This is a genomic window from Flavobacterium hibisci, assembly GCF_020026925.1.
Lineage (GTDB): Bacteria > Bacteroidota > Bacteroidia > Flavobacteriales > Flavobacteriaceae > Flavobacterium > Flavobacterium hibisci.
Map to the genome: position 1 here is coordinate 45,790 of NZ_JAIQDW010000020.1, position 22,011 is coordinate 67,800.

18 protein-coding genes are annotated in these 22,011 nt (G+C 34.0%); 12 read left to right on the top strand and 6 right to left on the bottom strand.

The features are described 5' to 3' along the window. Positions 1 to 48 precede the first annotated feature (48 nt). Entirely contained in the window at positions 49 to 2,253 is a 2,205-nt protein-coding gene (locus tag K8B81_RS17365) for a bifunctional alpha,alpha-trehalose-phosphate synthase (UDP-forming)/trehalose-phosphatase (RefSeq protein WP_223682816.1), read from the bottom strand. 81 nt (positions 2,254 to 2,334) lie between these two features. Here K8B81_RS17365 and K8B81_RS17370 point away from each other — a divergent pair, with 81 nt between their 5' ends. After that, positions 2,335 to 4,134, top strand: a complete 1,800-nt coding sequence (locus tag K8B81_RS17370) for a glycoside hydrolase family 15 protein (protein ID WP_223682817.1) — start codon at positions 2,335 to 2,337, stop codon at positions 4,132 to 4,134. A 79-nt stretch (positions 4,135 to 4,213) separates the two neighbouring features. Here K8B81_RS17370 and K8B81_RS17375 read toward each other — a convergent pair whose 3' ends face one another. After that, complete coding sequence (locus K8B81_RS17375) at positions 4,214 to 4,666, bottom strand: DUF1810 domain-containing protein (protein WP_223682818.1); 453 nt, start codon at positions 4,664 to 4,666, stop codon at positions 4,214 to 4,216. A gap of 193 nt (positions 4,667 to 4,859) precedes the next feature. Then, the gene (gene rocD / locus K8B81_RS17380; RefSeq protein WP_223682819.1) at positions 4,860 to 6,113 is read right to left on the bottom strand and encodes an ornithine--oxo-acid transaminase; all 1,254 of its coding nucleotides are present in this window, start codon (positions 6,111 to 6,113) and stop codon (positions 4,860 to 4,862) included. A 150-nt stretch (positions 6,114 to 6,263) separates the two neighbouring features. On the opposite strand from rocD, the gene K8B81_RS17385 reads away from it, so the two are divergent. The 4 genes from K8B81_RS17385 (at position 6,264) to K8B81_RS17400 (ending at position 9,622) form a co-directional block, all read left to right on the top strand. Then, positions 6,264 to 6,716, top strand: coding sequence for an Lrp/AsnC family transcriptional regulator (locus K8B81_RS17385; protein WP_223682820.1), 453 nt, complete (start codon positions 6,264 to 6,266; stop codon positions 6,714 to 6,716). Between the two features lie 133 nt (positions 6,717 to 6,849). Continuing rightward, positions 6,850 to 7,623, top strand: a complete 774-nt coding sequence (locus tag K8B81_RS17390) for a dienelactone hydrolase family protein (RefSeq protein ID WP_223682821.1) — start codon at positions 6,850 to 6,852, stop codon at positions 7,621 to 7,623. A gap of 33 nt (positions 7,624 to 7,656) precedes the next feature. Continuing rightward, positions 7,657 to 8,598: a DUF3667 domain-containing protein gene (locus tag K8B81_RS17395; protein ID WP_223682822.1), complete on the top strand. Its 942-nt coding sequence runs from the start codon at positions 7,657 to 7,659 to the stop codon at positions 8,596 to 8,598. Positions 8,599 to 8,605: 7 nt separating this feature from the next. After that, positions 8,606 to 9,622, top strand: a complete 1,017-nt coding sequence (locus K8B81_RS17400) for a M28 family peptidase (RefSeq protein ID WP_223682823.1) — start codon at positions 8,606 to 8,608, stop codon at positions 9,620 to 9,622. A 139-nt stretch (positions 9,623 to 9,761) separates the two neighbouring features. Here the strand turns inward: K8B81_RS17400 and rho are convergent, their stop codons facing one another. After that, positions 9,762 to 11,597, bottom strand: coding sequence for a transcription termination factor Rho (rho, locus tag K8B81_RS17405; RefSeq protein ID WP_223682824.1), 1,836 nt, complete (start codon positions 11,595 to 11,597; stop codon positions 9,762 to 9,764). Positions 11,598 to 11,781: 184 nt separating this feature from the next. On the opposite strand from rho, the gene K8B81_RS17410 reads away from it, so the two are divergent. The 3 genes from K8B81_RS17410 (at position 11,782) to K8B81_RS17420 (ending at position 14,893) form a co-directional block, all read left to right on the top strand. Then, the gene (locus K8B81_RS17410; RefSeq protein ID WP_223682825.1) at positions 11,782 to 12,195 is read left to right on the top strand and encodes a DUF4293 domain-containing protein; all 414 of its coding nucleotides are present in this window, start codon (positions 11,782 to 11,784) and stop codon (positions 12,193 to 12,195) included. A gap of 165 nt (positions 12,196 to 12,360) precedes the next feature. Next, entirely contained in the window at positions 12,361 to 13,026 is a 666-nt protein-coding gene (locus K8B81_RS17415; RefSeq protein WP_223682826.1) for a response regulator, read from the top strand. Positions 13,027 to 13,204: 178 nt separating this feature from the next. Further along, entirely contained in the window at positions 13,205 to 14,893 is a 1,689-nt protein-coding gene (locus K8B81_RS17420) for a tetratricopeptide repeat-containing sensor histidine kinase (RefSeq protein WP_223682827.1), read from the top strand. A gap of 86 nt (positions 14,894 to 14,979) precedes the next feature. Here the strand turns inward: K8B81_RS17420 and K8B81_RS17425 are convergent, their stop codons facing one another. After that, on the bottom strand, positions 14,980 to 15,129 hold the full coding sequence (locus K8B81_RS17425) for a hypothetical protein (protein ID WP_223682828.1): 150 nt from the start codon (positions 15,127 to 15,129) through the stop codon (positions 14,980 to 14,982). A 211-nt stretch (positions 15,130 to 15,340) separates the two neighbouring features. Here K8B81_RS17425 and K8B81_RS17430 point away from each other — a divergent pair, with 211 nt between their 5' ends. Further along, positions 15,341 to 17,035 (top strand): tetratricopeptide repeat-containing sensor histidine kinase, encoded by a 1,695-nt coding sequence (locus tag K8B81_RS17430; protein WP_223682829.1) that lies wholly within the window; start codon positions 15,341 to 15,343, stop codon positions 17,033 to 17,035. 56 nt (positions 17,036 to 17,091) lie between these two features. Here K8B81_RS17430 and K8B81_RS17435 read toward each other — a convergent pair whose 3' ends face one another. Further along, the gene (locus K8B81_RS17435; protein WP_223682830.1) at positions 17,092 to 17,589 is read right to left on the bottom strand and encodes a metallophosphoesterase family protein; all 498 of its coding nucleotides are present in this window, start codon (positions 17,587 to 17,589) and stop codon (positions 17,092 to 17,094) included. A 235-nt stretch (positions 17,590 to 17,824) separates the two neighbouring features. Here K8B81_RS17435 and truA point away from each other — a divergent pair, with 235 nt between their 5' ends. From truA to K8B81_RS17450, 3 genes are all read left to right on the top strand, one after another. Further along, a complete protein-coding gene (gene truA, locus K8B81_RS17440; protein ID WP_223682831.1) occupies positions 17,825 to 18,565 on the top strand; it encodes a tRNA pseudouridine(38-40) synthase TruA in 741 nt (246 codons plus the stop codon). Positions 18,566 to 18,652: 87 nt separating this feature from the next. Then, positions 18,653 to 20,407 (top strand): ABC transporter ATP-binding protein, encoded by a 1,755-nt coding sequence (locus K8B81_RS17445; protein ID WP_223682832.1) that lies wholly within the window; start codon positions 18,653 to 18,655, stop codon positions 20,405 to 20,407. Between the two features lie 26 nt (positions 20,408 to 20,433). Further along, a complete protein-coding gene (locus K8B81_RS17450) occupies positions 20,434 to 22,008 on the top strand; it encodes a sensor histidine kinase (protein ID WP_223682833.1) in 1,575 nt (524 codons plus the stop codon). Positions 22,009 to 22,011 lie beyond the last annotated feature (3 nt).

Sequence of the window (22,011 nt, forward strand, 5' to 3'; positions counted from 1 at the left end):
AAGCAATTATAACAGAAGGCGATTGTTTGTGCAATCGCCTTTTTGTGTTTATTTCAAGTCCTGTAAAATTTGCCGAACCTCAGCTATATTATTGACAAAATATCGGGCCGCTGTTTTTGTATTTCCTACTTTAATGGTATAAGCGCTATCCAGTAATTCCTGAAACATAAATTCGTCAGTCCAGTCATCTCCAATAGCTAAAATAAAATCATAATTACCCTCAGTTACCAGTCTTCCTGCTGCACGTCCTTTATTTACATTACTGCTTTTCACTTCGAGAACTTTATTCCCTTCGAGAACTGAAAGTGAATTGTTAGCCAAAAGGCTAGTCAGGACATGCTTGAGTTCCATGGTTCTCAAATTTGCGAGATCTGCATCAGCTCTTCTGTAATGCCAGGCAAGGGAATAGTTTTTTTCTTCAATAAAAGTACCTGGAGTACTATCTGTAAAACTTTCAATAATAGGCCGGATATTTTCTTTCCATTCTGTTTTAATATGTTCCAGGCTTATCCATTCTTTTTCTTTTTTTCTAAGCCATACTCCATGATCCGTTATTAAAGTATAATTTTTATGTCCAAACCAGCTTTCCAGTGTTTTACGATCACGTCCGCTGATTATGGCAACTTCTGTATTTTCATCAGCTGCAACATTGTCCAGAAGAGCATATAATTCCTCATCCGGACTTGCCTCTCCGGGTATATTCTTAAATCCTACCAGTGTTCCGTCATAATCCAGTAAAAGCAATCTTTTCCCGGAATTTTTATAGTCCAGCGAAATATCGTGAAGTATTTCAGGATTCATTTTTTTGGTAATGGTGACAGGGGTTGAAGTTTTAGTCATTTCAAGAGCATTCAGAAATGAGTCGGCCCATTTTTCTACATTATAGCGTGACACTCTTTTCTGCAAGGTTTCCAGTCTCGATTTTTGTTCGGCTTCAGGCATTTCAAGAGCATATTTCAGCGTATCGGCAATCTGCTCAAAATTATTGGGGTTTACTAAAAGTGCCTCATACATTTCTTTAGCAGCACCGGCCATTTCGCTTAAAACAAGTACGCCTTTTCCTTGTGTTTTTGTTGCTACATACTCTTTCGCTACAAGATTCATTCCGTCCCTTGTTGGCGTAATAAGTGCTACATCAGCTGCAACATATAAATCAATGAGATCATCAAAGGGCATTGACCTGTAAAAATACCAGATCGGTGTCCAGTTTACCGTTGCAAGCTGCCCATTTATCCTCCCTACTAATTCGTCTGTCTCCCGTTTTAAACGCTGGTATTGCGGGACATTCTCCCTGGATGGCACAGAAAGCATCACCAGGCGTACTTTTCCCTTATATTCAGGATATTTGTTCAGGAAATATTCAAATGATTTTATTCTGCTTGGAATTCCCTTTGTGTAATCCATTCTGTCAATTGACAAAATAAGCTTACTTTCAGCAAAAGACATATTGTGCAGTTCGAGACTATGCATCAAATCAGACTTATTGGCATCCGGACGCGCTGCATGTTCAAGAGCCGAATTAAAGTACTTGTCGTAATCAATTCCCATAGGAAAAGAATCTACTTTTACAATTCTGTCTTTGTAAAATATTTCATTAAATCGAATTTCAAGTCCGGCAATCCTGGATGTCGAACTGATAAAATGTCTTACATAATCATAGGTATGAAAGCCTATAAGATCGGCACCAAGCATGCCGTATAACAATTCATCGCGCCACGGACAAGTCCTGAAAAGTTCAAATGACGGATACGGAATATGAAGAAAAAAACCAATGGTAAGGTTTGGCATTTTCTGCCTTAGTAATTCAGGAACCAGTAACAGCTGATAATCATGAATCCAAACAGTATCTCCCTCATTTACATTTTGGAGGATAACATCGGCAAACTTCTGATTCACCTGCTTATAAGATTCCCAATGGGTTATTTCAAATTCTGTATAGGCCTGAAAATAATGAAAAAGAGGCCACAGCGCGGTATTGCTAAAGCCATAATAATAGTTCTCAATATCGTGCACTGTCAGGGGAACACTTATGCATTTTTCTTTTGCCAGTGCAATTTCAACTTCATTTTTCCTTTCTGGTTCAATTTGTTCATCTGTAAGTCCAGACCAGCCTATCCAGATTCCGTTTCCTTCAGAATGAACTGATTTCATTCCGGTCGCAAGTCCCCCAACACTTGATTTTACTACTAACTTTTGGTCATCAAATTTAAGGTCTACAGGAAGGCGATTGGAAACTATAATTGTTTTATTCATCAAAAAATGGTTTGGATTAATAACATCGTTTTAGTAAATTTAAATAATTAATACCCTTTTACCTAACTAAAAGATGACTTTATGAAGAATTTAAACTATGGTATAATTGGTAATTGTCGCAGTGCAGCATTGGTTTCGGATAAAGGAGCTATCGAATGGTGCTGCCTTCCGGAATTTGATTCTGCATCCGTATTTGCAAAAATATTAGATCAGGAAATTGGCGGAAGTTTTGAAATACAGGTGACTGATGATTATACAATTACCCAAAAATATATACCGAACACAAGTATAGTAGTAACTACCTTTTCTAACGGTACAGATGCTTTTGAAATTAACGATTTCATGCCGCGGTACAGAAAAGAAAAAGGAGGATATATGGCGCCTCCGGAAATTATCCGGTATTTAAAAAAACTGTCCGGAAATCCTTCGTTCAGGATAATTTATGATCCTCGTCTGGATTACGCATCAGGTGTAACAAGCAGTTATGTTAAAGAAAATCATATTGTCAGCCTTACCGGTACAATAAAATTCGATTCCCTTTTCCTTTACAGCAATTTAGATTTGGAAAGTATCGCTAATGGAAACGAAATCATGCTTAAGGGAGACGGTTATTTGCTAATGGCTTATAATGAGAAAATTTTTATTCCAACGCTCACAAAAATAAACCTGGAGTTTGAACGAACCAAAACATATTGGCTTAGCTGGAGTGATAAAACAACTGAATATAAAAAGTACAATGAGCAGATTGCGCGCAGTGCCATTACCCTTAAATTACTTAGTTACGAAAAAACTGGCGCTGTTTTGGCGGCAGCCACAACTTCCCTTCCCGAAACTATTGGCGAAGTGCGAAACTGGGATTACAGATTCTGCTGGATTAGGGATGCTTCTATGGTAGTAAAGGTCATTTCCGAACTTGGACATAAAAAACTGGCTAAAGATTACCTGCAGTTCATCATCGATTTAGTTCCCAATAAGGACGAGAAACTGCAAATCATGTATGGCATCAATAAAGAAAAAAAACTGACCGAAGAAACACTCGATCACCTCAGCGGATACATGGGCAGCAAGCCAGTAAGAATTGGGAATGCAGCGTATTCTCAGCGTCAGAATGATATTTATGGTATTTTGATGGATGTGATTTACCAGCAGCTCATTTCTTTTAGTAATGATACTGAAAACGGCGAAGAACTCTGGAACATAACCAAAGGAATCGTTTGGGTTGTAAATAAGCACTGGCAGGAACCTGACAAAGGAATCTGGGAATTCAGAACCGAAGAAAGACATTTTACATTCTCTAAGATATTATGCTGGACAGCCATAGACAGAGCCATCAAAGTTGCCAGAATATTGGGTAAAAAACACAAAGCAGAAAAATGGGAACCTTTGGCTGCTGCTATAAAAAATGACATCATGGAAAATGCCTGGAATGAATCGGTGCAGGCTTTTACACAATCTTACGGCTCTAATGATCTTGATACATCAGTACTGTTAATGGAAAGTTACGGTTTTATTGAAGCGATGGACCCAAAATATGTAGCAACAGTTAAAGCAATTGAACGTGACCTAAGCAATGACGGACTCTTATACCGTTATAAAAACAAGGACGATTTTGGTCTTCCCTCTTCTTCTTTTACGATTTGTACTTTTTGGTTCATTAACAGCTTGTACAAAATTGGAGAAGAAAAGAAAGCGGAAAAACTTTTCGAACAATTACTATCTTACAGTAATCATTTAGGATTATTCAGTGAAGATATCGATTTTGAAACCAAACGCCTTTTGGGGAATTTCCCTCAGGCATATTCGCATTTAGCCCTTATAGAAACAGCTATTAATCTTTCTAATATTACCCATGAAGAGGTAGTGCTTGATGCGATACGATAATTTTTAAGCAATTACAATAAAAGCGATTGTCCTGAGACAATCGCTTTTTGATTTATATAACTAAGAAAGAAAGTGAAATTTAAGATGCCATAGCAATTTCTAATGGTGCAGCTATTTTTGCTAAAGTAAGCGGATCTGAATATCCTAAGAAAAAAATATCCAGTACTTCCTGAAATACAGGATCTGCATTTTCTGCCTGAGAAAAAAGTGTCATTGAAGAACGAAGCTTTCTCGCATCTAATTCTCCAAGAATAGCCTCAATCGATTTTGCTTTATATTCTAATAAAACTTTACAAATTTCAATTAAATGTTTCGCTAAGACTGGATGATTTAAAAAATCTTCTGCTTCTTTAAGATCTGCAAGTGCATAATACTTTGCTATCGTGCTTTTTCCCAAGCCTTTTAACTGAGGGAAAATAAACCACATCCAGTGTGTTTCTTTCTTCCCTTTTTTTAATTCGGAGTAAGCAGTAAGGTAAAGTTTATTCTGTGCATCTAAAAAGCGTGTTAAATCATTATTTGCGTAAGCCATTCTGAAATAATTTATAAGGTTAAACAATTTTTTAGGTTTGTTTATAAAGTCCTCCAAAACTACTCAGCTTCCCGGCTTAAAGTTTTATATAATTATTAAAGTTACATTATATAATTTCAATTTATAAAAACCAAAACAGCTGCAAAAACAAGTAATGCAGCTGTTTCGAGAAAATATACAATTAAAAAGAATTTTAATTTTTGAAATAATGCAACGATTTTTCAATAATAGAAAGGCATTCCTTAATTTGATCTTCAGTAATAACCAAAGGCGGAGCCAGACGAATTTTGTTTCCGTGAGTTGGTTTTGCCAATAATCCGTTATCCCTGAATTTCAGGCAGATTTCCCAAGCCAGATCCGATTCTTCATCAGTATTGATTACAATCGCATTCAGTAAACCTTTTCCACGAACCAGCGTAATTAAATCATTGCGTTGGGCGATTTCGTTCAGTCCTTTTCTTAAAATAATTCCCAGACGTTCTGCGTTTTCAGCCAGATTTTCGTCTTTTACCACTTCAAGAGCCGCAATAGCAACAGCAGCCGCAACCGGATTTCCTCCAAAAGTAGATCCGTGCTGTCCCGGTTTGATCACATTCATGATTTCGTCATTTGCCAAAACCGCCGAAACTGGATAAACACCGCCAGAAATTGCCTTTCCTAAAATCAAAATATCAGGCTGTACGTTTTCGTGATGAACAGCTAAAAGTTTTCCTGTACGCGCAATCCCGGTCTGAACCTCATCTGCAATAAACAACACATTATGTTTTTCGCATAGCGCTTTTGCTTTCGCTAAATAACCCTCAGACGGAACATATACTCCCGCTTCTCCCTGAATCGGTTCTACCAGAAAACCGGCTATATTTTTTGAGGATTCCAATGCTTTTTCTAAAGCCTCCAGATTGTCATATTCAATTTTTATAAAGCCTTCTGTAAAAGGACCGAAACTCTTACGGGCACTTTCATCATTCGAAAACGAAATAATGGTTGTAGTTCTTCCGTGAAAATTATTCTCACAAACAATAATCTGTGCCAGGTTTTCATGGATTCCTTTTACTTCATAAGCCCATTTTCTGCACAATTTCAAAGCTGTTTCTACCGCTTCGGCACCTGTGTTCATTGGCAGGACTTTATCAAAACCAAAATAATTGGTTACGTACTCTTCGTAATTTCCTAATTTATCATTGTAAAATGCACGGGAAGTTAAAGTCAGTTTTTGCGCCTGCTCTACCATTGCCCCCACAATTTTAGGATGACAGTGTCCCTGGTTTACGGCAGAATAAGCCGATAAAAAATCATAATATTTCTTTCCGTCCACATCCCAGACATAGACACCTTCCCCCCTGTCTAAAACTACAGGAAGCGGATGATAATTATGAGCTCCATATTTGTTTTCTTTCCCTATTAAAACTTCTGATTTAGAGGAAAGAGTTTCTTGTGTATGTGCCATGATGATGTATTTATAACTTTTACAAAAATAATTATATTATATTATTTAACAACAAAAAAGACTACTTTTGACTTTATATATCAAATTAAAAGTCAATTTAATAAAATTTACAAAATAAAAAAGTCAATTTTAATTTTAAACAATATAAAAATGGATTCATTAGACGAATTTGACATCAGGATTATAAAAGAGCTTGAAAAAGACGGCAGAATGGCTTTTTCTACCATTGCAGCAAATCTGAAAATCTCAAATACAATGGTACATCAGCGTGTTAATCGTTTAACAGAACAAGGGATTATTTCAGGGATAAAACCTTTGGTTAACGAAAAAAAAATTGGTTACGACTGGGCTTCCTTTACCGGAATAACACTCAATAAAGATTCGGATTCAGAAAGAATTATTGAAGCTTTAAAGACTATTCCGGAAATCACTGAGTGCTATTATGTCACAGGATCTTTTACGCTTTACATCAAAATCATAGCTAAAAACCACGAACATATGCGAAATGTACTTTACGAAAAAATAGACCGGATTTCAGGCATCGCCAAAACCGATTCTATTGTAGAACTGGGATGCGCTTTTAAAAGAAATATTACACTTTAAAGTTTAATATATTTAAATTTAAACTTTTAGTTTTCAATAATTTAATTCCTGTACATAAACCTCAAAAGAAAAAAGCTTTGAGGTTTTTTTGTACGATTATATTTCAGATATTTGTTTAAAATTGTACAAAATCATGAAAAAATCAACATTCTTAATTTTAGTTATTTCCCTGTATTTCAATACCATTAACGCACAATTAAAAGCAGTAAAATACAGCGATGGAAATCAGGTCTTAAACGGACTATCAGTTAAAGCTGCAAAAAAAAGTAGTCAAAATCCAGGTATATTACTTTTGCCTGCATGGCTTGGAATTGACAATGCTTCAAAAGAAATAGCCCAAAATTTATCCAAGCTGGGCTATACTGTTTTTATAGCCGATATTTATGGTGAAGGAAATTATCCTAAAAATACTTCTGAGGCCGGAAAACAAGCCGGTTTTTACAAAAATAATTATCAGGCGTATCAAAAACGTATCCAGCTTGCTTTAGATCAATTAATTAAATCAGGTGCAAATGGGGATAATATTGTAGCTATTGGCTATTGTTTTGGCGGAACAGGAGTTTTAGAAGCTGCCCGAGGTAAATTAAATGTAAAAGGTGTGGTATCATTTCATGGCGGTTTAGGTAAAGATGCCGCCAGACCTTCTGAAACTATCACAGCCAAAGTTTTAGCTTGTCATGGAGCGGACGATCCATTTGTTTCAAAAGAAGAAATAGCTGCCTTTCAACAAGAAATGCGAGACACGAAAGCGGACTGGCAAATGATCTATTATGCAAATTCTGTACATTCATTCACAAATCCGGAAGCCGGAAATGACAATTCTAAAGGTGCTGCTTACAATGCCGTTGCTGCAAAACGATCTTTTGAACATTTACTGCTTTTCCTGAACGAGGTACTTAGAAAGTAACAGACAAACCAACCAAAACTAAACCAAAGACCAATGTCACATAATAAAATCAGAGAAGATAAAACCTGTCTTAACTGTCGTCATGTTGTAGAACAAAAATTTTGTCCCAATTGTGGACAAGAGAATTCAGACAGCAGAAAAACATTTCATCATTTGTTTATCCACTTTTTTGAAGATCTGACACATTATGAAAATGCCTTTTGGAAAACGATACGAAATCTCCTTTTTAAGCCGGCAACTTTAACCAAAGAATATCTGTCGGGAAAAAGGCTTTCCTATTTGGCTCCGGTTCGTTTATATATTTTCATTAGTTTTATTACTTTTCTTTTAGTTGCTATGTTTCCCAACAAAATAAATGAAGAAGAAACTCCTACAACGAAACCGGAAGAAGAAGCAATTTCTAATCAAAAAATGGATTTCGGATTAAAATCAATGAAGGAAATTGATTCAATTCAAAAATATGGCCCAGAAAAAGAAAAATTATCCGGGTTTGAATATTGGATATGCCAAAAGATTTCAACAGTTACGGAACACAATACAAAAGATGAAATTCTTGAAAAATTCGTTGAATCTTTCTTTCATAATATCCCCAAAATTCTTTTTGTAATTATGCCTTTTTTCGCCTTCTTTTTATGGATTTTTCATAGTAAAAGAAGATGGTATTATTTTGATCATGGGATTTTTACTCTTCATTACTTCTCTTTCTTACTATTGATTTTTCTGATCCTATTCATTATTCAGAAGCTGATTGGCTTATTTGGGAATCACAGCCCTGTCAGTTTTGTATCAGACATTACTAATTTTATTGGAGGTCTTTGGATGTGTTACTATTTTTTTCCAGCACATCATCGTTTTTACGGAGAAAGCAGGATTGTTTCATTTGTTAAAAGTGTAACATTATTTGTTATAAACTTTATTTTTATCCTATTTTTACTGGCTTTCTATGTCTTATACATCTTCATAAATTTACACTAAACAAAAAATGAAAAAAATTTTAATTCTATTTTTAATAGTCACTGCATATTCATGTAAAAACACCCAAAATGTTGCCTCTAAGGACAATTCGGATCCTTCTAAATACGTTGAAAAAATTTCCGAAACAAATTTAAAAACAATGCTTTACAGAATAGCTTCAGATGAAATGGAAGGCCGTGAAACTGGCTCGAAAGGGCAAAAGAAGGCGGGACTTTACATGATAGAGCAATACAAAAAAAATGGAATTCCTTTTCCAAAAGGAGCAACTGATTACTATCAGCACATTCCCGCTTCTTACTTAAACGCAAGACATAACGAAAACTTACCGGATTCAGAGAACATCTGGGCGTACATTGAAGGTTCAGAAAAACCAGATGAAATTTTGGTAATCTCAGCTCACTATGACCATGTGGGGATTCAAAATGGAGAAGTTTACAACGGCGCTGATGATGATGGTTCCGGGACAGTAGCACTATTAGAAATGGCTAAGGTTTTTGCAAAAGCTAAAAAAGAAGGACACGGACCTAAACGCTCCATTTTATTTCTTCATGTAACCGGCGAAGAACATGGATTGCATGGTTCAAGATATTACTCTGAAAATCCATTATTTCCGTTAGCCAGTACAATTGTTGATATTAATATTGATATGATTGGCCGCCGTGATACAGAACATGCTAAAACAAACAATTATGTCTATGTTATCGGAGCCGACAGATTATCATCGGATTTACATAATGCCGTTATTTCACAAAACGACAAATACATCAAAATGGATTTGGATTTCAAATTTAATGATCCTAAAGACCCAAACCGCTTTTACGAGCGTTCTGACCATTATAATTTTGCTAAACATGGTATTCCCGCGGTTTTCTTCTTTAACGGTGTTCATGAAGATTACCATGGCAAAGACGATATCGCAGAAAAAATCGAATACGATGCTTTAACCAAAAGAACTAAGCTAGCTTTTGTTGTCGCCTGGGATTTAGCAAACAGAGAAAACAGACCGGTAGTGGATAAAAAATAGGTTCTAAGGTACTAAGTTGCTAAGGTTATAAGTTTAAAAAAAGGGGATGAGTTTTAAAAACTCATCCCCTTTTTTATATAGTAATAATCTCAAAGTAAAACTCTTAGAAACTTAGTCACTCAGCAACTAAGAACCTTCTTTAGTCATTCATCGAAATCAAAAATTCTTCATTATTTCTGGTTTTCTTGAAACGGTCGTTTACAAAATCCATAGATTCTACCGGATTCATATCAGACAGGTATTTACGCATAATCCACATTCTTTGCAATGTTTTCTCGTCTAATAATAAATCGTCGCGACGTGTACTTGATGATGTAAGATCGATGGCAGGAAAAATACGTTTGTTGGCAATTTTGCGGTCCAGCTGAAGCTCCATGTTACCGGTACCTTTAAATTCTTCAAAGATAACCTCATCCATTTTAGAGCCGGTTTCTGTCAATGCTGTTGCGATGATACTTAATGAACCACCGTTTTCAACATTTCTTGCAGCTCCAAAGAAGCGTTTTGGTTTTTGAAGTGCATTGGCGTCAACACCTCCGCTTAATACTTTCCCTGACGCTGGCTGAACGGTATTGTAAGCTCTTGCCAGACGCGTAATTGAATCCAGAAGAATCACAACATCATGTCCGCATTCAACAAGGCGTTTTGCTTTTTCAAGTACAATATTGGCAATTTTCACATGTTCCTGCGGTTCTCTGTCAAAAGTCGAAGCAATAACTTCCCCGCGTACACTTCTTTGCATATCTGTAACCTCTTCAGGACGCTCATCAATCAAAAGAACGATTAGATAAACTTCAGGATGGTTAGCTGCAATTGCATTAGCAATATCTTTTAACAACATGGTTTTACCTGTCTTCGGTTGTGCGACTATCATACCACGCTGCCCTTTTCCAATTGGAGAAAATAAATCGATAATTCGGGTTGATACAGAACTGCCTTTTTCGGCTAATTTGAATTTTTCAGAAGGGAAAACCGGTGTAAGGTGTTCAAAGGAAACCCTGTCGCGAACTACCTGCGGATCGTGACCATTAATTTTAAGAACACGAACCAAAGGAAAGAATTTCTCACCTTCTTTTGGAGGACGCACAACCCCTTTTACAGTATCTCCGGTTTTAAGTCCAAACAACCTGATCTGTGAAGTTGACAAATAAATATCGTCTGGAGAAGCTAAATAATTATAATCTGATGAACGTAAGAATCCGTATCCGTCCGGCATCATTTCAAGAACGCCTTCACTTTCTATAATTCCGTCAAACTCAAAGTCTGAATCCCTGAAATTATTATTCTTTTTATTCTTATGATTTGGATTCTGGTTTCCGTTATTTCCGTTACCATTCCCGTTTTGATTCGGGTTTTGAGTTTGGTTCTGGTTCTGGTTAGGATTTTGTTTTTTATTCTGATTAGGATTAATCTTTTTTACCGGAGCTGTTTCTTCTTCTTTTTCAGCTATGGGAGTAGCAGGAGCATCTGTTTCTGACTCTACTGCTTCTTCAGTACTTTCCTCTTTTACAGTTTCTTTCTCTTTCTGTAAAGCAACCTTTTTCTCGTATGCTGATTTATTAAACTTAACGATTTTTGGTTCTTTTTTATCTAATGCTTTTTCCTCTACTGCATTGTTTTCAACAACTTCCCCTGCTTTTGGCTTTGGCTGGATTTTAGCATTTGGTTTTGAAGCCGGAGTTTTTATCTCCTCACGTGGTTCTTCCACTTTATCAAATTCTAAAACAGGAGCATTTTTAATTGCTGCTGCCTTTTTTACCGGAGCAATTCTTGCTCTCTTTGGTTTATCCTCTACTATTTCTGCATTTGCAACAACAGGTATTGACTGCTCTGATGCCGTTTTTTCCTGATGCGCTAAAATCTGACTGATCAAAGTATCTTTTTTGACACCATTAAACTTTATAGTTTTAGCTAATTTAGCTATTTCTTGAAGCTCAGAAAGCTTCATTTCTTTTAATGCAGAAATATCAAACATGAATGTTCTATGAATTTAATTATTTTAAAGGAAAATACTGTAAAAAGAATAGGTAGATAATTATTTTGAATGAACCGCAGTATGAAGTGCTTACGGTAATATGATGCAATAATACGAATAAATTTTTATCATACAATAGTATTTATAAAAAAGAAAATATATTTTTGTAAAACAATTTTAGGTCATGATACAACGAATTCAAACAATATATCTGCTACTCACCTTTTTGGTGACTGGAGTTTTACTCTTTTTTATTCCGCTTTGGACAGTAAACGGAAAAGATTTTTACTTTATGCAGGATCAGGTTTACACCATATTATTAGGCTTGAGTACAATGTTAACTATTATTAGTATCATATCATATAAAAAAAGACAAAATCAGTTTGTCATGGGCAGACTGAACATCATATTAAATTTAATTTTATTAGGATTATTTATTTACCGTTCACTAAATTTATCTGGAGAGACTGCTAATGTTGTTTCTGAGAAAGGTATTGGGATGTTTCTTCCTATTGTTGCTATCGTGTTATTAGTTTTAGCTAATAAGGCCATCAAGAAGGATGAAGATCTTGTAAAATCTGTTGACCGTTTGAGATAAACCTATAAACTTAGTTTATTGCGCGAAGAGAACCCGAATTGTATGATTCGGGTTTTTTTGTGAAAAACATATTACAATTAATAACAAAAACAGAAAATAAATTCAAGAAACACCATGTTGTAAGTAGATTTTTCATAATTTCGCTTTTGTTATTTCAATTTATTTATGGCACATAAAATAAGAATACACCTAGCAGATGACCATTTAGTACTTATCGATGGATTGATAAATTTATTAAGTACTGTTTCTGAATTCGAGATTGTAGGTTCATCCTCTAATGGGTTGAATATTTTCGATGAAGTAACAACTAACAATGCACACATCCTGATACTTGATCTTAGTATGCCTGAGAAAGATGGTATTGAAGTTTTAAAAGAGTTTCAGCAAAAAGGATATCCTTGTAAAGTTATCATCCTGTCCAGCTATGATGATTTAAAAATAATCAGGGAAGTAATGAATTTAGGTGCCAGCGGATATCTGACTAAAAAATGTGCAGGTGAAAATATAATCGAAGCCATTGAAGTAGTCAATGAAGGACAAGAATATTTTTGCAACTCTGTAAGAGAAAAAATCTTCAATACTTTTACTGAAAACAATCCAAAATTAAATAAAAAGAATATTGTTCCTGAAAATTCAATTTTAACATGCCGGGAATTAGAAATTGTAACTCTAATTTCACTTGAATATAGTGGAAAAGAAATAAGCGAACAATTATTTATAAGCACCAATACTGTAGAAACCCATCGCAAAAATATCATGAAAAAGCTGCAGACAAAAAACACTATTGGACTTGTAAAATATGCCATTAAAAACAATTTGATTAAATCCTAAAACGATCTCCCCCGATTCATAAATTACCTTTATAAAATTAGTATTTTCCTCTTGAGTATTTCTGATCTGGAGAATATTTGTTTTTAAAGAACATTTTTAGAAAAAAATAACACATTCAATTGTTTATGAATTTGTTTTTAACTTTATAAGCTATATTTTTATCCAATAATTTTTGAATATGTTGGATTTTCGCAATTTTAGAATTCTTTTTTTAATATCATTTTTCTGTATCGCTGCATTTGGCCAAAAGAAAGTTTTTACTGAAAAAGAATTATTAAAACTTTATAACGAGGCAACCACAAATCTTCACAAAGAAGATTATGAAAAATCATTAATACAATCCAGATTACTGCTAAATCACTCTCTTTTATCACAGAATTATAATTTAATAGGAAAAGCATACAATACAATTGCAGCCAATTTTGATGGCATCTCAGAACCAGACAAAGCCCTTTTTTATTACCAAAAAAGCTTAATATATGCAGAAAAATCAAATGATTTAGAACTTCAGAACTGGCTATACAACAATATTGGAAACATTTATTGTTTTGATAAAAAGAAATATGAAAAAGGAATTTCGTATTATATTAAATCATTATATTTCAGCAAATCAACCAAAGATTCTTCACAACTTTTTTTCACTAAGCTTAATATAGCCTGGGCCTATTTTGATATTGGACGTTTCTCAGAGGGATATCCTTATCTAAAATATATCAATAAATATAACGATAAATACGGCATGGAAACCACAGCCGCCGTTACCAACATGCTTAATGGCATGTACTATAGTTATATAAAAGATAATCCTAAAGCAGATTACAATTTCAAAAAGGGTATTGAAAATGCCATAAAATACGATGAAAAAACTGATTTATCCTATATCTATCAGGAATATTCGAAATTTTTATCTAAAAATAAAAAATTTGAAGCCGCTTATAAAAACTTAAGCGCTTTTCAACAATTAAACGACGAAATTAATCTTCAGGATAAAGCAAAAAAAGCAAAAATTGCAGGAATAAATCTCGAAATTGACGAATACAAAAGAGAGATAGACAAAATGGGTATTGAAAGTAAAAAACGGGAAAAATTATTTCACTCTGAAAGTGCCCGCAAAAACAAGATGACAACTATCATCTTATCATTATTCCTTATTAGCCTTATCTTATTTTACTTTTTCTATCAAAACACAAAACTGAAACAAAAAAACAGAATTAAAGACATTCAGAATAAAATAAATCAAAACCTAATCAATGCTACTATTGACGGTCAGGAAAACGAACGAAAAAAAATTGCTTTATTTTTGCATGATACTATAAGTGCTTCATTATCTTCGGCCGGAATGCATTTGAATGTTTTTTTATCTCAACACAGTAGTCTGCCTGCTGAGATTACAAAAACAAAATTAATTTTAGACGAAACCCATGATAAGGTCAGAGATCTTTCCCATGATCTTATTCCTACCTTATTGGCACGTTTTGGCTTATTATATGCCCTGGATGACTTATGCGAAAAATATTCAAATTCCACATTACATTTTGAATATCAAAACACCATTCCAATCAAGAAGAGGTATACCGAAAAATTTGAAACCAGGCTTTATTTTATCATTTCTGAGCTTTTAAACAACGTCATAAAGCATAGTGATGCAAGTAAAGCATTAGTTTGCCTGATTGAAAACCATAACGAGATGATTATTGAAATTACAGATAACGGAAAAGGATTTGATATTAACAAATTCAATTTTGTGGAGGGATTTGGTCTCCATCAGATTAAAGCCAGAATAAATAATTTGAATGGGCAATTTGATGTCAAATCTAAAATTAATGAAGGAACCTCAATTAATATAAGTGTTCCATTAAATAGCTAAAAAAAACGCTTCAAAAATGAAGCGCCTTTTTATTTTTCTAATGTTATGCAATCCTTAAAAAGATTTTTTTTAAAGGATGCAACTATCTAGGCATCCGTTTTTCCGCCTTTTCTATCATTTTCTGGTTGATTTTTTTCTTCCTCTTTTGTTTCCTCTTCATCTGCAAAAAAATAGGTAGTTTGTTCTTCACCCGCTAAATCTTGAATTTCCTCTACTTCTAAAAATCTCTTTGTCATAATTGGTTTGTTTTAGTTAATATTTAAATTTTAGTCTCATTTTACAATTTCAAGATATTCCTAATTGACACCTCATAAGTAATTCAACCTTAACACCTGATAATAATTGCATTACAATAATAATATATTTTTTTTAATAAGAATAAATTTAATTATTAAATTTGAAACAAAATGTTGTAAAACAAACCACACAAATAATTCTATATTGTAAATGCATCAAGTCCGGGTTATTTTTCTATCGCTTATTTTACTAATTTGTTTTAGCAGCAATTTTTATTCTCAAAACAAAATCCTTCCTAAAAATGAAATTGAGAAATTAGTAACAGATGCGACTAAAAACTGGAAAATACATGACTATGAAAAATCATTGAGACAATCCAGAACTGCTTTAAAAAACGCTATTGCTATTAATGACAATTATCTGATTGCAAGGTGTTACAATCTAATTGGCGTAAATTTTGATGACTTGCTTATGCTTGATAAAGCATATCCATTTTATATAAAAGCTTTATATTATATTGATAAAACAGAAAACAATATTTTAAAAAGTAAAATCCACAACAATTTAGCTAATATCTGTTTTTTTGAAAAAAAGCAATATAATGAAGGGATATTTCATTATAAAAAAGCTCTTGAATACAGTAATAAGGCATCTGATAAAGCTAAAATATACCTTAGAAAACTTAATATTACCTGGGCCTATTTTGAGGTGGGAAATTTCAAAGAAAGTTTAGAATATTTTAAATATATAAATGAATTTAAACAACACGGAGATCAATCAACCCAGGTTGCCTTTAATATGTTAAATGGAATTTATTATGATCATAAAAATGATACCGTAAAAGCAAATTTTTATTTCTCGAAGGCAATTGCATTAGGAAATAAAAGTGATGAGAAGTTTGATTTATCGATAGCCCATCAAAAATATGCTTCTTTTTTATTTAAAAATAAGAATTATAAAAAGGCCTACGAAAATATAATAGAATTCAATCGCATTACGAATGAAATTGCTGATTTAGCAAAACAAAAAAAAACAAAACTTGCCGGGGTTAATCTTGAGCTGGACGAATTTAAAAGAGAAGTAGATAAAATTGAGGCTGAATACAAAAAAAAGCAACAAATATTACAAAGAGAACAATCACGGCATAAAAAGGTATTCAGTATAATTGTTGTTTTATTTCTCATTATCACTATTCTTTTTTATTTTTTTTATCAAAATACAAAACTGAAACAAAAAAACAAGATAAAAAATATTCAGAATAAAATACACCAGAATATAATTAATGCCAGCATTGACGGACAGGAGAGCGAACGAAAAAGAGTTGCCTTATTTTTGCACGACACCATTAGTGCCTCACTCTCATCTGCAGGTATGCATTTGAATGTGTTTTTATCTCAAAACAACGCTGTTCCTGATGAAATCATAAAAACAAAATTTATTCTGGACGAAACACATGATAAACTTAGAGATCTTTCACATGACCTCCTTCCTACTTTATTAGTTCGTTTCGGATTATTATATGCCCTTGATGATTTATGCGAAAAATACTCTAATTCTACATTACATTTTGAATATCAGAATACCATTTCAAGTAAAAAAAGATATGCTGAAAAATTTGAAACCAGACTCTATTTTATTATTTCTGAACTACTCAATAATATTATAAAACATAGCAAGGCCACACGGGCTGAAGTTTCATTATCAGAAACAGAAAGCCATAAACATTTGATTATCAAAATTACGGATAACGGAAAAGGATTTGATATTAATGATTTTAATTTTGTGGAAGGATTTGGACTTAATCAGATAAAAGCCCGAATAAATAACCTGAATGGACAATTTGATGTAAAATCAAAGATTAACGAGGGGACTTCCATTAAAATAACGGTTCCTCTTTGTGATTGAGTTTCTTAGTGTTTAGTGGTTAATTCTTCGTTATTTTTGTTTTGAGTCACTACTATTTAAACTCTTTTATCTATTTCAATGATTTCTAAATCTTTTATTTTGTCTCCTTCAATTACAAAGCGCAACATTGTTCTTACCTGATGGAAACCGCTTTTGCCTGCTGCTCCCGGATTCATATGCAGCAGATTATTTTTTTTATCAAATATCACCTTTAAAATATGTGAATGCCCACAAATGAATAAATTTGGGGGATTGCTTTGTATTTCTTCTCTAATCGCTGGATTATATTTTCCGGGATATCCGCCGATGTGGGTAATCCAAACTGAAACGTCTTCACAAAAAAACCGATTGTGAAGCGGAAATTCTAACCGTGCTTGCGTATCATCTATATTTCCATAAACACAACGAAGCGGCTTTATTTTTTTGATGGAGTCAGTAACATTCAGATCCCCAATATCGCCTGCATGCCATACTTCATCAGCCTGAGCAACATATTTTAGAATTGTGTCATCAATATGGCTGTGCGTATCTGAAAGCAGGAGGATTTTTTTCATTTTTTTGTAAAGGAACTAAATTTATGAAGCGCTAAGATACTAAGATTTTGAGAAAATAATTTAATGGAGCAACAATACAGAGATTCTTAACATTTGATCAATAAGTTATATTCCAATCTATGCTTATGATGAATTTAAAACCAATTTTCCATGATAAAGACCTTAGCTTCTTATCAACTTAAACCTTAGCAACTTTTTTTCGTACCTTTGCAGCTCAGAACCCCTGTACCTTAAAATGAGATATTTTATTCACTTTGCTTATAACGGAACACATTATCACGGCTGGCAATTTCAGCCGAATGCATCGTCAGTTCAGGAGACTTTAAATAAGGCACTTTCTGTTTTGCTGAATTCTACGATAAATGTAATGGGTGCCGGAAGAACGGATACTGGTGTTCACGCCTCAGAAATGTACGGGCATTTTGATTTTGAAAAGTCTATTGATGTTCCGGTTTTGGTACACAAACTCAATTCGTATTTACCAAAAGACATTGCCATTTTTGACATTATTTTAGTTCATGATGACGCCCATTGTCGGTTTGACGCTACCAAAAGAACGTATGAATACCATATCAATACAGTTAAAAATCCGTTTTTAGAGGGACTAAGCTGGTATATGAATCAAAAATTAGACGTTGATTTGATGAATGAAGCGGCAAAAATATTATTAACGCATACCGATTTTCAGTGCTTCTCAAAAGTCAATACAGATGTCAGCACATTTGATTGCACGATTTTTGAGGCATACTGGAAAAAAGAAAAAAGCAAATTGGTTTTTACCATTTCAGCAAACCGTTTTTTGAGAAATATGGTTCGGGCCATTGTTGGGACTTTGGTAAATATTGGTCTGCACAAAATTTCGCTGACTGATCTTGAAAACATAATTGCCAGTAAAAGCAGAGAAAAAGCGGGATTTTCGGTTCCGGCGCATGGTTTATATTTGACCGAAATTAAGTACGATTACATTATAAAATAGCCCTGATTGCAATGGAAATCCTTTTTTGTTTTTTCTTTCAAAACAAAAAAGATTGAAGTGAAAAGCAGGAAGAAGCTCCTAAAATAAATGAAAGCAAAAGCATTTGATACCGGATTATTCAAACGGATTTTAAAATATACCGAACCTTATAAATGGCGCTATTACGGCGTTATTCTTTTTGCAGTATCCTTATCTATATTTGCTGCACTTCGCCCGTATTTACTGAAACAAACTGTTGACGGCTACATTAAAACACATGATAAATACGGGTTGTTGATGTACATTATCCTGATGGGAATTGTGTTGCTTATGGAAGTATTCTCTCAGTTTTATTTTGTTTTTTGGGCAAACTGGCTGGGTCAGGATATTGTGAAAGATATTCGGAACAAGCTTTTCAAACATATTTTAAGTTTCAGGATGAAGTATTTTGATTTGGTTCCGGTTGGTCAGCTGGTGACCCGGTCTGTTTCGGATATTGAATCGATTGCGCGTATTTTCAGTCAGGGGTTGTTTATGATCATTAGTGATTTGATGAAAATGCTGGTGGTTTTGATTTTTATGTTTTATATGAACTGGAAACTGACCTGGATTGTGGTAGTTGCGATGCCGGTCCTGGTTTACATTACGAGAATTTTCCAACGTAAAATGCAGATTGCTTTTGAGGAAGTCCGTACACAGATTGCCAATATGAACTCCTTTGTTCAGGAACGTGTAACGGGAATGAAAATAGTTCAGCTTTTTAACCGTGAGAAAATCGAGGCTGAAAACTTTAAAAATATCAACGACAAACATCGTGTTGCGTGGATAAAAACGATTTTATATAACTCGATCTTCTTCCCAATTGCCGATATTATTTCGTCTATCACTTTAGGACTGGTTGTTGTTTTTGGCGGATTTAAAATTCTGAACGGAGATAACTTTACGACTTTCGGAGATTTATTTTCATATACTATGTTCATCGGAATGCTGTTTAATCCGCTTCGTCAGATTGCGGATAAATTTAATGAGATGCAATTAGGAATGATTGCTGCCAATCGTGTTTTTGATATTATTGACACCCAGGATCACATTCAGGACACCGGAACTCTGGAGGCACCTGTTTTTGAGGGAAGCATAGAATTTAAAGATGTTCGTTTTAGTTATATTCCGGAAGAAGAAGTCATAAAAGGTATTAGCCTGTCTGTCGCTTCAGGTCAAACTATAGCTATTGTGGGTTCAACCGGAGCCGGAAAATCTACTATTATAAATTTACTGAACCGTTTTTACGAAATCAACAGCGGAACTATTTTTATTGATGGGCACAATATCGAAAATTATACTCTGGCTTCGTTGCGAAAACAAATTGCGGTGGTTCTACAGGATGTGTTTTTGTTTGCCGATACCATATACAACAACATCACTTTACACAATCCCGAAATTACCCGTGAGCAGGTTATAGATGCTGCCAAAAAAATTGGCGTTCACGATTTTATTATGAGCCTGCCGGATAATTATGATTTTGATGTAAAGGAACGCGGTGTCATGCTTTCATCCGGACAAAGACAGCTAATTGCGTTTTTGCGTTCGTATGTGAGTAATCCTAGTATTTTGATTTTGGATGAAGCAACTTCTTCTATCGATACTTATTCAGAAGAATTGATTCAGCGTGCTACAGAAACCATAACCAAAGGCAGAACTTCAATTGTTATTGCGCATCGACTGGCTACTATTGTTAATGCTGATAAAATTGTGGTGATGGACAAAGGTCTGATAGTTGAGCAAGGCACACATCAGGAATTATTAGCCAAAACAGATGGTTATTACAAAAACCTGTACGACTCGCAATTTTCGGTTGCTAATTAAAACACTCCTATTTATATACGCTTCTTTTGAAATTTAGATTAAAAAAAATAACTTCCAGGCGGGCATTTTTTATATATGTCGCCTTCATAATTTTAGTTACCGTTTCTTCTGTTTACATTTTTAGTAATTTAATTACTGATCTTACTGAAAAAGAAAAAGAGATTCTGGCAGAGCAAGACTTTTTCAAAAGACAGGAATTCTTGTCGCAGGAGTTTTCAAAACTTCTTGAACAGGAAAACCGAATAAAATATCTTCTAAAAATTAGCAATCCGGATAATTTGTCTTCGAATTTAAAGGTTTTGTCTTCGGTACAGACAACGAATTCCCTGATCGTAAATAACTGGTTTCAGATTAACGATGAAAAAATTCAGTTTGGAAATGATTCTACTGCCAACCGGGCAGAAATTAATGATACTGAAAATTTTGTTCTTCAACATAAAAATGCAGACCATATAAGTACAATTGTTCCGTTTAGAAAGGAATGGATCTGGCGGGTGTACTTTAAACTAATTTCTAAAAACCATACAACTGTTCGTTTTGGTTATGACATTAGCCTAAAAAAATTCCGCGATTATTTATCTATTGCTGATAAAACAAGGAATAACTATGCTTTTATTTTTGATCAAAATGGAAAATGTATCTATCATCCTGATTCCACTTTTATTGGCAAAAACATTTACGAAGTTTCTTCTATCCGGCCTATTGATACTGTTTACAGCAAAAATCAGGATTATGTAAAAAAAATTACCATGTCTGAGTATTTGAAACTAGATGTGATTCGGTTTACAAAGAGGCTCGATGTTAAAGGTTCTCACTGGTTTATATGTGTCAATTTTCCAAAAATATTTATTAATGAAAACGCTGATCGAATCAGAAAATATTCAACCTGGATTTATTCTATAACAACTGTAATGTTATTGTTGATTTTCTATTTATTTTCTTACGCAAACCTACGTGCATACAGAGAAAAAGGAATCGCCATTAAAGAAAAAAACAGACTGCTCGTTGAGAACGAAAAAATTGTAAAAGAAAAAGCCCTAATTCAGCTTCAGCAATTAAAAGAGCAGATTAATCCGCATTTTTTGTTTAACTCGCTCAATTCACTTTATATGCTCGTTGGAACTGATGTAAAAACAGCACAGAAATTTACATTGAACTTATCCCGTATTTACCGTTATCTGATCGATCCTCCAAAAAAGAATATAGTGCTGTTGAAGGACGAATTATTATTTATTGAAAAATATATTTTTTTACAACAAACCCGATTTAAGGAAGAATTATTTTTTTCTATCAAAATCGAAGACGAAACGGCACTGGAAAAATTTATTCCGTATCTGGCATTTCAGGTTGTGGTCGAAAATGCGATCAAACACAATATGGCAACACAGGAAAATCCTTTAACAACTCAAATTATAATCCAGAAAGATCAGGTAATTATTAGCAACAATCTCCAAAAAAAGACACACAGCGAACCTGGTGCCAATTTTGGCTTAAAATACCTGTCGAGTATTTATACTTTTTATTCCAGAACCAATTTTGAAACTTCAGAAAAAGACGGCAATTTTGTATGTATTCTGCCATTAATATCCATTCACTCCTAAAAA

What these genes read in the sequence shown, in the direction of transcription:
- K8B81_RS17365 (WP_223682816.1), bottom strand. Translation starts at nt 2,253, where the DNA reads ATGAATAAAACAATTATAGTTTCCAATCGCCTTCCTGTAGACCTTAAA.
- K8B81_RS17370 (WP_223682817.1), top strand. Translation starts at nt 2,335, where the DNA reads ATGAAGAATTTAAACTATGGTATAATTGGTAATTGTCGCAGTGCAGCA.
- K8B81_RS17375 (WP_223682818.1), bottom strand. Translation starts at nt 4,666, where the DNA reads ATGGCTTACGCAAATAATGATTTAACACGCTTTTTAGATGCACAGAAT.
- rocD (WP_223682819.1), bottom strand. Translation starts at nt 6,113, where the DNA reads ATGGCACATACACAAGAAACTCTTTCCTCTAAATCAGAAGTTTTAATA.
- K8B81_RS17385 (WP_223682820.1), top strand. Translation starts at nt 6,264, where the DNA reads ATGGATTCATTAGACGAATTTGACATCAGGATTATAAAAGAGCTTGAA.
- K8B81_RS17390 (WP_223682821.1), top strand. Translation starts at nt 6,850, where the DNA reads ATGAAAAAATCAACATTCTTAATTTTAGTTATTTCCCTGTATTTCAAT.
- K8B81_RS17395 (WP_223682822.1), top strand. Translation starts at nt 7,657, where the DNA reads ATGTCACATAATAAAATCAGAGAAGATAAAACCTGTCTTAACTGTCGT.
- K8B81_RS17400 (WP_223682823.1), top strand. Translation starts at nt 8,606, where the DNA reads ATGAAAAAAATTTTAATTCTATTTTTAATAGTCACTGCATATTCATGT.
- rho (WP_223682824.1), bottom strand. Translation starts at nt 11,597, where the DNA reads ATGTTTGATATTTCTGCATTAAAAGAAATGAAGCTTTCTGAGCTTCAA.
- K8B81_RS17410 (WP_223682825.1), top strand. Translation starts at nt 11,782, where the DNA reads ATGATACAACGAATTCAAACAATATATCTGCTACTCACCTTTTTGGTG.
- K8B81_RS17415 (WP_223682826.1), top strand. Translation starts at nt 12,361, where the DNA reads ATGGCACATAAAATAAGAATACACCTAGCAGATGACCATTTAGTACTT.
- K8B81_RS17420 (WP_223682827.1), top strand. Translation starts at nt 13,205, where the DNA reads ATGTTGGATTTTCGCAATTTTAGAATTCTTTTTTTAATATCATTTTTC.
- K8B81_RS17425 (WP_223682828.1), bottom strand. Translation starts at nt 15,129, where the DNA reads ATGACAAAGAGATTTTTAGAAGTAGAGGAAATTCAAGATTTAGCGGGT.
- K8B81_RS17430 (WP_223682829.1), top strand. Translation starts at nt 15,341, where the DNA reads ATGCATCAAGTCCGGGTTATTTTTCTATCGCTTATTTTACTAATTTGT.
- K8B81_RS17435 (WP_223682830.1), bottom strand. Translation starts at nt 17,589, where the DNA reads ATGAAAAAAATCCTCCTGCTTTCAGATACGCACAGCCATATTGATGAC.
- truA (WP_223682831.1), top strand. Translation starts at nt 17,825, where the DNA reads ATGAGATATTTTATTCACTTTGCTTATAACGGAACACATTATCACGGC.
- K8B81_RS17445 (WP_223682832.1), top strand. Translation starts at nt 18,653, where the DNA reads ATGAAAGCAAAAGCATTTGATACCGGATTATTCAAACGGATTTTAAAA.